Source organism: Bradyrhizobium sp. 197 (assembly GCF_023073375.1).
Lineage (GTDB): Bacteria > Pseudomonadota > Alphaproteobacteria > Rhizobiales > Xanthobacteraceae > Bradyrhizobium.
Genome location: NZ_JADPJJ010000035.1, coordinates 1 through 10,398, shown reverse-complemented (window position 1 = coordinate 10,398; position 10,398 = coordinate 1). Strand labels below are relative to the sequence as shown.

10 protein-coding genes and 2 pseudogenes are annotated in these 10,398 nt (G+C 57.1%); 9 read left to right on the top strand and 3 right to left on the bottom strand.

Translation table 11 applies throughout. The features are described from left to right. From IVB27_RS08990 to IVB27_RS08965, 6 genes are all read left to right on the top strand, one after another. The coding region (locus IVB27_RS08990) for a transposase (RefSeq protein WP_247442990.1) at positions 1–436 on the top strand (436 nt) is incomplete at its 5' end. 216 nt (positions 437–652) lie between these two features. Continuing rightward, a complete protein-coding gene (locus IVB27_RS08985; protein ID WP_247442989.1) occupies positions 653–979 on the top strand; it encodes a hypothetical protein in 327 nt (108 codons plus the stop codon). Between the two features lie 390 nt (positions 980–1,369). Beyond that, positions 1,370–2,521, top strand: a complete 1,152-nt coding sequence (locus tag IVB27_RS08980) for a GHMP family kinase ATP-binding protein (protein WP_247442988.1) — start codon at positions 1,370–1,372, stop codon at positions 2,519–2,521. Between the two features lie 19 nt (positions 2,522–2,540). Then, positions 2,541–3,566, top strand: coding sequence for a pyridoxal-phosphate dependent enzyme (locus IVB27_RS08975; RefSeq protein ID WP_247442993.1), 1,026 nt, complete (start codon positions 2,541–2,543; stop codon positions 3,564–3,566). 10 nt (positions 3,567–3,576) lie between these two features. Continuing rightward, positions 3,577–4,791 (top strand): ATP-grasp domain-containing protein, encoded by a 1,215-nt coding sequence (locus tag IVB27_RS08970; protein WP_247442987.1) that lies wholly within the window; start codon positions 3,577–3,579, stop codon positions 4,789–4,791. After that, a complete protein-coding gene (locus IVB27_RS08965) occupies positions 4,715–6,310 on the top strand; it encodes a lyase family protein (protein WP_247442986.1) in 1,596 nt (531 codons plus the stop codon). The genes IVB27_RS08970 and IVB27_RS08965 overlap by 77 nt, the downstream gene beginning before the upstream one ends. Before the next feature lie 17 nt (positions 6,311–6,327). Here IVB27_RS08965 and IVB27_RS08960 read toward each other — a convergent pair. Next, a pseudogene (locus IVB27_RS08960) lies at positions 6,328–7,007 on the bottom strand (transposase); the annotation flags it as partial. 908 nt (positions 7,008–7,915) lie between these two features. On the opposite strand from IVB27_RS08960, the gene IVB27_RS08955 reads away from it, so the two are divergent. Further along, positions 7,916–8,281, top strand: coding sequence for a hypothetical protein (locus tag IVB27_RS08955; RefSeq protein ID WP_247442985.1), 366 nt, complete (start codon positions 7,916–7,918; stop codon positions 8,279–8,281). Between the two features lie 34 nt (positions 8,282–8,315). Here the strand turns inward: IVB27_RS08955 and IVB27_RS08950 are convergent. Then, a pseudogene (locus tag IVB27_RS08950) lies at positions 8,316–8,657 on the bottom strand (transcription termination factor Rho); the annotation flags it as partial. A gap of 394 nt (positions 8,658–9,051) precedes the next feature. Here IVB27_RS08950 and IVB27_RS08945 point away from each other — a divergent pair. Together IVB27_RS08945 and IVB27_RS08940 are read left to right on the top strand one after the other, a co-directional pair. Next, complete coding sequence (locus IVB27_RS08945; protein WP_247442979.1) at positions 9,052–9,192, top strand: hypothetical protein; 141 nt, start codon at positions 9,052–9,054, stop codon at positions 9,190–9,192. A 390-nt stretch (positions 9,193–9,582) separates the two neighbouring features. After that, entirely contained in the window at positions 9,583–9,810 is a 228-nt protein-coding gene (locus tag IVB27_RS08940; RefSeq protein ID WP_247442977.1) for a hypothetical protein, read from the top strand. Positions 9,811–10,253: 443 nt separating this feature from the next. On the opposite strand, the gene IVB27_RS08935 is transcribed toward IVB27_RS08940, so the two are convergent. Continuing rightward, the coding region (locus IVB27_RS08935) for a transposase (protein WP_247442991.1) at positions 10,254–10,398 on the bottom strand (145 nt) is incomplete at its 5' end.

The following is a 10,398-nucleotide window of genomic DNA, read 5'->3' as shown; positions in this document are numbered from 1 at the left end:
CGCACGCCGTCGGCGTGCCGAAATGCCCGATGCTCAGAGCCTGCAGCGCGTACCGTCCGCGAGAACTATCGCCCGCCTGATGACCAATGGCCGCGATACGCTATCAAAGTCAGAGACCGTCACCATTGCGGCGATCGAGCAAGGCGTTCCTCTTCTGGTGGAAGCTCGAGAGATCATAGCCGCTTTCCATGCGATCAACCGCAAGAAGGCTCCCATAGAGCTTGAACCATGGTTGGAACGGGCACGCGCAAGCCTCGTCATGTCTTTCGCCAACGGCGTCATCAAGGACAAGGCCGCCGTCAGCGCAGCGATCACAACGTCCTGGTCCAACGGACAGACCGAGGGCCAGATCACCAAGCTTAAACTGGTGAAGCGCCAAATGTACGGACGCGCCAAGCTCGACTTGCTGCAGGCTCGACTAATCGGTGCCACATGACCAGTGCTGCACCAAAATTGCGTCAGAGCCAATACTGCAGGCCGAATGACATGCGTGGCTTTGCGCATGTCAGTATGACCGGTTGTAACCCAGATTCTCGCCCCCTGCCGCGATCGGGATCATCGTCGCTTCAGCAGATCCAACACACGAGACAACGCGGGCATATCGACGCCGGGATCCGCGATCACTCGATAAGCTTTGCCGGAGACAATCTCCATGCGCCCGCTCGCGAGGTCGCCCAGAGCTGTCGACTGCACTGGCGCCGAATCGGGCATCACCATCGCCGGCACAAAGCCGGGTCGAGGCTCTTCATCACGAGTCGTCCGGGCCCACAATGATCGCCGGCAATTCAGCAGCAGCGAGCGCGAGATGCCGTATCCCGCGCTGTCGTCGGATCTGCAAATTCTCCAAGACGATCTTGAGCTTCTCATGGTCGGTCCATCGACGACGCCGGCCAATCTCATCAACCTCGAACCGTTCGACCTGAGCACTGCACTTACCGCTGTCCATAAGACCTGTTACACAGCACTCGCTTTGACCTGACAAGGCGGCCGTCACCGAAGGAAGACACCGCAATGGGCCGCTGTCCGTACCAAAGATTCCGGCATCAACGCTGGCAGCGTCAATGCATACTGAACGACCACTATTGCTCGATGGCCGCTCGCAAGGCGTGACCTTAAGAGCGGACTCTCTCTCTTGGTAGGTGCGCACATCGGTGCGCCTAGCTAATGTGCCACTGCGAAATCCAGTACGTAAGTCCCAGACGCAGAGTCGTGAAGTATGGGTTTACCTGAAGGGAGGCATTCATAGCATCAGAATCGTCAGTTCGCGGCCTCGTTTCACCGGGGCTACTTGTGGTTCGCTTCTGGTCGAATATTGAATAGTACTGATGCAGATCAAATGTGGAGCTGTTGGCAATGTTGCTATCTGTAAATGACGAATGCGATGGTGGAGCACTGGACACTATCGAAAGGACCACTTATCTCGGCTTTTGTGCTGCTTTCTCTTGAAGTCACTGGCGACGTAGTCGAGCGGTTACGCCACGAGAACGACATGATCGATCTTCGACTGAAACCTCGATCGGACAGCACACAGGACCGCTCCTGTTCGCTCGCGAAGCCATACGGGGTGGGTACCTGTCACCCTCATTTCGGCGAGCTGCTCCAGGGAGCCTTCGCTGTCAAGGAAGGGGGGTGCCCCCGGACAGTGCGTGCGCTAGTTTCACTTCACATGCCACACGTCGAAGGATCGGAAGCCCGTGCGACGTTGGAGACGAGGCGCATTGGAAAGTTCGAGGCCCAGGTCGGCCGCACCGGTATCGAAGTGAGACCTGGTCATTTCCAAAAATGTGAGATCGCCGCTCGGCTCACCCTTGATGCTTTGGCAATGAGGAACATGGGGGCTACGCTTGAAGTTAGCACGTCGGTGCCGGAAGGTGTCGGAATGGGCTCGTCTACGAGTGGCGTCGTCGCCTCGATTCGTGCGGTCGCCAAAGCTGTCGAAGCTTACCGAGGAGTCCGGGTGAGTCCGGCGCCTCATCTCCAAGCGAAGCTTGCAGTGGCGGCCGAGCGTGCGTGTGACTCGTTGATGTTTGACTGCCCGAGTAGCGCCATTTTATTCGCCCACCGGATGGGTAAGATTGTCCGAGTGTTCGACGGTGCCCTCCCGCAGATGTTGATTCTAGGGTTTGACACAGAATCGGCCAAAGGCGGCATTGGAACCGACGGACTCCTGCGAGCGCGCTACTCGCGTGATCAGATCGCCGCGTTCGGGTGCGCGTTGGCACTCCTAGAGCGCGCAATTGCTGAGCAGAGCGTCGAGCTTGTCGGTCGCGTTGCGACTTTCTCCGCGACGCAGAGTGAGACCGCCATGCAGAATCCGCTCAAGAAGCCGAAGTTCAGCGAACTCCTGCGCATCAAGGAGGAGACTGGATCAGCAGGTATTGTTGTAGCCCATAGTGGCACCGTGGCCGGCTTGATCTTCGACCCGGATCTACCCGGGCTTCACGACCGACTGGACGCGGCTAAAACCTCGATTAGCCGCCTTGGCTTCGATCGCCTCTGTAGTTTCTCGACTCCATATTGAGGATCGACACTTGCTGGACATGCTATCGGACATCATCAGCGCTCATGCGCCCCTCAAGATCGTTTCATTGCGACCTAACTTGGCCGCGATCGATTTCAGACTAATGAAGATATTCCCCGCCTTCAACATCATCGAAGCTGGTCTTCGGAACGGTGAAATCGGCCCCAACACAACGGTAGTCGAAACTTCGAGTGGAACGATGGCTCTCGCTCTTGCCATTGTTTGCATGAAAGCCTCGCTCAAATTGCACATCTTTGGCGACCGCGCTATCGAGCCGCCGCTTAAGCGCACGATGGAGGAGTTGGGGACCGAAGTTCACCTTGTCGACGCGACGGCCTCCGATGCGAACATACAGTTGCTTCGGAAGAATGCGCTTCTTGACTTTGTAAATCGCACTGGGGCTATCTGGTCACGACAGTATGACAACCTCGGCAATCGCTTCTCGTATGCGCGTCCTGCTGAGGAGGCGATCAGGCAATTCGGCAAGATCGACATTTTGGTTGCAGCGGTGGGCTCTGGAGGCTCATCCTGCGGACTTGCGCACTATTGCCGAGCGTTCTTTCCTGAAATGAAACTCGTTGGGATCGATACCTTCGGCAGCGTCTTGTTCGGTCAACTCGCCGGCCAACGGGATTTGCGCGGGCTCGGCAACAGCATTCTACCTCACAACTTACATCATCAGGCGTTCGATGAAGTCCATTGGCTGGGTGCGAACGAAGCTTACCAAGCCGCGCACCGACTTCATCGCGAGACTTCGTTAAAGCGCGGTCCGACGAGCGGCGCGGCCTATCTCGTCGCCAAATGGTACGCGGACCTCTCTCAAAAAAGCAAAGTGCTAGCGGTCTTTCCTGACGACAGCAACCGCTACGAGCACAACATTTACGATCCGAGGTGGATGCAGGCGAACGGCTATCAGGCGAAGCTCCCCGCGACCGAGCCCGTCCTAGTCCCTCACCCGCTTCATGCTGATAATGGCTGGTGCCGTTTCAACTGGAGTCGCCGCTCGTTAGCCGCCGTGATGAGCTCACGGCATTCCACGAATTGAAGTATAACGCATGGCCCATGCTGCGATCTTCATTGAATCGAATACGACAGGCTCAGGCGTCGAATTTATTCTGCGTGCGCAAGAACTGGGGCTTGTTCCCGTGTTCGTCGCAGCTTCGCCAGAGCGGTACGCCTTTGTGCCTAGCATCCCGGGCCTCGACCTGCGTACATGCGAAACGACTTCAGATGCTGCTGTTACGGCCGTAATCGATAGCATCGCCGCGGTCATGCCGATCGAGCTGCTAACGACCTCTAGCGATCTCTACCTCTACACGGCTGCGCTGCAGGCCAGGCGTCTCGGGCTCACAGGTCCGGATCCCGACGTGATCGCGCTCTGCCGCAATAAGGCCCGCCAGGCGGCTGCCTTGCAGGCGGCGGGCATCGCAGTGCCCAATAGCGCCCAAATCAGCGCCGAGTGCGATATCCACAACGCGATTACGCAGGTTGGCCTACCTGCAGTCACCAAGCCCATCAGCGGTACTGGCAGCGTGGGGGTCACCCTCGTGGAAACCGAAACAGATGCAGTTGCAGCTTTGCGCATGCTCCTCGAGACCACGAATGACGTGCGTCGCGGTCACATGACGTCTGGCGCCCTTCTTATGTCCTATATTGCGGGCGAGGAGTATTCGGTCGAGATTCTCGATAGCCAGATCATCGGTGTGACACGCAAACATCTGGGGGCCCTACCGCATTTTGTCGAGATTGGACACGATGTACCGGCACCAATCTCGCGTTGGTTGCGCGCGAAAATCGCAAATGAAGCGCTTCGCGCCATAAAGGCCCTAGGTCATGTGCAAGGACCAGCTCATGTCGAACTCCGGCTTCACCAGGGTTGTCCCACGATTGTCGAAGTAAATCCGCGCCTCGCTGGCGGTTCGATCCCCAGCCTTTTTCGGCATGCGACTGGTTTCGACCCCGTCCTCGCGGTCCTTCGCAGCCTGCTCGGAATGCCCCCGAAACGTTTAGTCGGAGGCGCTCACGGCTCCATTCGATTCATCGTGCCGGAGCGCGATGGCTTCTTTGCCTGTCCGCAGAGCGAACATGTCATCGATCGCTTCGGGCTGGTGGAGTTCGTTCTATATCGGACACCGCCAATACAATTCAGGCGCTGCAACGATTTCCGTGACCGGATCGGTCATGTCATAGCGGTTGCTGACGATCCTGAACCTGCGGCTCAGCGTGCCACAGCTGCCGTCGCTTTCATCTGTGGCGCATGTGGAGATTAACTTGCAAGAAGGCACAGGCCGCATCAAATCAACTCTCCATCCTGAAGCGAGCGCTATCGTCTTCGATAGTGATCTTCAACGCGCAGCGAACGAGGAGCTACCTTTCTACGCCGACATTGACCGAGCCCAAGCTATCATGCTTGAGCGAGTGGGGTTGATCGACCGCGATCTTGCCAGACGAGTACTGACTGAGCTCGACAAGTTGCAGGCTGAGGCCTTCCAGAGCGTCGCAGGGTGCCGCGCCCCCCGCGGTTCCTATCTCGCCTATGAGGATCATCTCCGCTCGGTGATCGGCAAGGAAGCTAGTAATCTACATCTTGGCCGCAGCCGTAATGATATCAACGCCACGCTCATAAAGCTCAAGCTGAGAGAGCCGTATCAGGAACTTGCACACGAACTACTTAAGCTTCTGCAATCGCTGTGCACTCTGGCTCGCGATCACCTTGAAACAATCTTCCCGCTGCACACCCATCGTCAGCCAGCACTGCCATCCACTTTCGCGCACCATTTGACTGCGTTTGCCAACGCGCTCGAACGCGATCTGGATGCCCTTTTGACCGTACATCCGCTCCTCAACCTTTCCTGCCTTGGGGCTGGCGTCGGGGGTGGCACAACCTTGCCCATCCTCCCGGAATTGACAGCAAGGCTGCTAGGCTTTGCGATGCCGCCACTTAACTCAATTGACAGCGTGGCGTCTCGGGATCTGATCCTTCGCTTGCTGGCAGGTTGCGCGATTCTCGGATCAACTCTCAGCCGCATCGCCGAAACGTTGCTCTTGTGGGTCGGCGACGCGGGATTGGCTAGTCTACCGGACGAACTGGTCGGCTCTAGCTCCGCGATGCCTCACAAGCGGAATCCCTTCCTTCTCGAGCAGGTCCAGGGAAAAGCGGGTGCGATCATTGGCTGTTTCGTCGCGGCGGTCACAGGGATGCATAGTACCCCCTTCACGAACTGTGTAGCCGTCGGAACGGAAGCGACTCGCCATGTTTGGCACGGGATTGACTATTCCATTGGGGCGGTACGCCTCATCCGACTGTGTTTCTCAGGGTTAAACGTCGCCAAAGACTCGGCCTCGACTATGGTCGACAGGTCGTTCGTGAATGCTATGGAAACGGCGACTCGCCTCGCCCTCAGCTGCGATCTCGATTTTCGTTCCGCACATAACGAAGTCGGGCAGATGGTTACGACAGCCATCGAGTGCGGCGCACCGAGTCTCCTGGCGATCATGCAAGGTGGTCGGATGCTCAATTCTGAGATATCGCCGGCGCCAGACGTGATCGCGCGAAACGCTCGAGCTGGAGGTGGCCCCGCTCCGGATGCCGTTGCGACAACGCTGAACGAGCTTGAAAAGAGCATCAAACGAGCAGCCACTCTTTTGCTTGATCTCGGCGCAGGTTGGAGCCGTGCTCGAGAAGAACTTCGATCTGCAATCACGAGCCTCGACGAGTCCACCTCTCAAGGGGCCGACGGGGGTGCAGTCCAGAGAGTGGTTGGAATTCGCGGTGGCGATCTCCGGTAACATGAAGGTATCTGTTCAGCTGGGAGGTCAATTGGCTGATCGATGGGTTTGGTGGCAAGCGTTTGCGAGCCATCGGTCTTGCGCATGTCGATCTCGCCGGAGGCGAGCAGCGCCCAGAACAGCATGGCAGCGGTGTCCGCGGATGGCAGCACGGTCTGCGTTTTGATCCGTCGCTTGAACTCGTCGTGCAGTGGCTCGATTGCGTTTGTCGTGTGTGCGCTCTTTCACTGGCTCGACGGCAGGCGGGTGAAGGCGAACAGGCTTCGCCTGCTTCCTCCAGACTGTCGGCGGCGGCGCGGTGCTTCGGCCGCCATTTGCGGATGAGGGGATGAGGGCCTTGCGGCGCGCCTCGATCTCTTCGCAGGTCGCCGCGTAGATCATGTCGCTGTAGTCGGCGGTGATCTCCTCGTGCAGGCGCTCGGGGGCGTGCGCCAGCAGGTTCCTGTGCTTGTGCACCGTGCAGCGCTGGACCGGCACATCGTCCCACACAATGGCGATGGCCTTGTCGAGCCCCGGCGCCCATCGACGACGAGGAACTCGGTCCGCTTGAGCCCGCGCCAGACGAGATTGTCGAGAACGCTACGCCAGGCCCATGCTCTTGATCGCCAGCAGCATTTTGTTGCCATCCGCACGCGCCAAGAACGACCAGCAATGAGATCGAGGTGGCCTTGCGATCGAGCCGCACGCGGACAAGGCTTTCTGTGGTTCTCGACTGGCTTGCTTAACATTGGGGGCTGACATCCACCTGATCCAGGAGCAATTGATGATTGAAATGATAAACATTCGTGGCCCATTGGAGCTTTTGTGTCTGATCCGTGCTCGGGTGGGCGTAGAGCTCCGCTGCATTCCAAAGACGAGGCACCGCTCTTGTTAGCACTGAGATTGCTGAGAATGGGACCAAATCGCGGACGATGTCGCGCTTTCGACCAAAGGAGTTCAAATGAAGCCATCTCCAGATGACTTGGACGACGCTACCGGCTAACAGTGGCGGTCTCTCACACCAGTCATCGTCCACCAAATCAAGTCCGCCGCTCCGCACAAGAAGCATGAAATTCATAGAGGGCGCTCGCGCGATTACGGAGGCGGAGCTGCAAGCACGGAGCATCACGCGTTGTCACGTCACAAGGTCTTATGCTGAACAGATCGATAACAGCGGTTACTACGCCCAGCTCAAATACATTGTGGAGCCCGCAGTCGAAGAGTTGGACATCCCGGCATTTTGGATACGAGCGGCGAGCATGACAATACTGTTGTGGCGGGACTTCAACACAAGTACGCCCAGACGGGGCTGTTGCTGGTGACTAGCCGTTGCGCTTCTTATTGTCGTTTTTGCTTCCGCAAACGGCTTGTCGGTAGAGAATCGATGAAATTGTATCAGACCTCGCGAAAGTTTGGCAATATATATCAGCCGTCATCCTGAGATGACGAATGTGCTCCTATCAGGAGGCGATCCGTTCGTTCTTAGCACGGCAAAGCTGAACGAAATTATTACGAATTTGCTCCCGATCCGACATTTGGATTCCATTCGGCTCGGCACGAAGCTACCTTTGAACCAAAGCGGTTCGAGGATCCAGCTCTACCTGCTTTCTTTCCGACGAATCCGTGATGCTGACTGCGGTGGTTGTCACACATTTCGATCACATCGGTGAGATCTCGGTTGATGCTGAGCGGAATATCCGCTCTTTGCGCGGAGAGGGAGTGCAGTTCCTTAATCAATCTGTGCTTCTCGCGAAAGCAAATGATAATCCTGAGATCGCGACCTTTGCCAATTGTCACCAAATCGGTGTCCGTCCTTACTATCTCTTTCAAGCAAGGCCGGTGAAGGCCGCATCGCATTTTCAGGCTCCGCTTGACGCCAATGAGAGATTGCGCGTGGCGTCGCTCAACGTCTCGCGGGTATCGGAAAAAGACATTCAAATATATCATGTCGCACTATTCAGGAAAAATCGAGATCCTCGATCTTGGAGATGATGGGCGCGTTTATATGCGATATCATCAAAACAAACGCCGGTTCGTCGAAGGTCGAGGAGACGACCTCGCCCTTCACCGAGCGCTGCATGTCCGTGACTTCTTCCGGACGTTCGTCGATCAGGAGCACGATCAGATAGCACTCGGGATGATTATGCGCGATCGAGTGCGCGATGTTCTGCATCAGCACGGTTTTACCCGTGCGCGGCGGCGCGACGATCAGAGCGCGCTGGCCCTTGCCGATTGGCGCGACGATGTCGATCACCCTTGCAGACAAGTCTTTCCGCGTCGGATCGTCGATCTCCATGCGGAAGCGCTGATTCGGAAACAGCGGCGTGAGGTTGTCGAAATTGACCTTGTGCTTGGCCTTTTCCGGGTCGAAGGATCTTTTCCAGGCCATACATCGAGACCGCTTGCTGGTTAGATGATCTGCCGAATGATGATTGAGACGTGGATTGATGAGGGTCCCATCTCTTACGCGAGCTCGTGCCGTGTGAAGAACTCAGACTTCAACTCCGGGGCCGACAAACCGGAGACCATTGTGGCCAGAGTTTCGCTGCCGAATCCCTCGACTCGGAAGTGCGAACGACAATGAGCCTCGAAGCTTTCGACCCGAGAAGGAGATCCTGAAGTAGGGCCGCGACTGGCTTGCTTTGACGGAGATCTGCTGTAAGGCCGGGACCAGCCAGGCGCCTATTTCATTTGGAGGAAAAGGCACGGCGGACTGCTGCCGACTGAGATGCGGCGGTGACCGAGCTCGAGGAGGACAAGGGATGCTGAAGCTGGTCGCGGATCTGTCGCTCGACAAGCAGATGTTGCAGCACGTGATCGCCGAAATGTATGGTCTGTCCCGCCTGCGCAAGGCTCTTGAGCGATCCAGGCTGCGTAACTGTATCGGGCCTCTCGCGAGTTGACTACGTTTGCAGCCAAGTGAGATCAGCATTGCTGAGCTCCCAGACAGCTATTCGGGCGCTGGCCCGTTTTCGGCGAGGGCTTACACGGCGCCGATCAACCGTCTCGTCATCACTACCTCGAACCTCGCAGTTTGCTGCCCCGGGCTCTACAGGAAACCGGGAAGGCGCCGCTCGTTGCGGCATTCTGAGGCATTCGAGCCTCGTGGTTACAATCGAGAGGGTGCCGCTGGGATTAGCGGCCGTTAAGATCTGGACCCGGAAGAAATTCGAGGGGGCGGCAGCGCTTAAAAAGAAGGTCAATTCGACGGGGATCTCCATCGAGAAAAAGAAAAGCGTCCGGCCATCGCATCGCAGTCAGAGACGGCAACGGCGATCCAGAGCAGCCTGTTCTTGAGATCAGGTATCGCAAATTCACGTCCTGCCACCGATCAGAAGATCGATTGGAAGCTCACCGACTTGCCTGTTGGTTCCCGCGCCGACGCTACTGAAAAGCTCGAATTATATGCTGTTAGTTGGAAGATCGAGGTGTTCCACAAGATCGTCAAATCGGGCTGCAAAGCTGAGGTGTCGAAGCTCATGACCGCCCAGCGTCTGACCAATCTTATGTCGCTGCTTTAGATCCTGAATTAGCATGTCTTCTTCTCAACCGTTCCGCCCAAGATGCGCCGCCAACCCTCGCGTTGACTGCGACTGAAATCGGCGTGCTTGATCTCCTCGTCAACGACAATCGCCGCGACTTTCATGATGATTCGCTCCTGTTAGCGGTACGGAGATCGCCAGCATATCGCCGGCCCCGAGAGAGGGGGCCGCCGTCTTCCCCATCAACGGCCGGCTGCGCGATGCGAGACACTGTTCTGTGATGAAAAGGGCCGAACGCGGTTAATGCAGCTCTTGGAAGAGCGGTGAACGGTGGCCACGCATTGGATGACGCATGGTCTCTCCAGAATATGCCGGCGTGGTCAGCGCGGGAACGCCATGTGTGCGGGGCCGGACCGCGGATACGTTTGAGCTCCGGCATCAACGAAAAGATTTCGCGTTCTTCATAAGACTAGGGTTCAGACTCAATTGATCCAATAAGCGACGAGAGCGGCGAGGTGGACGGCGGCCAAGAAGTTTCTGGCAAGTTTGTCGTAGCGAGTAGCAACACGCCTGAAATCCTTGAGCCGGCAGAAACAGCGCTCGATAACATTGCGCCCTTTATAGAGG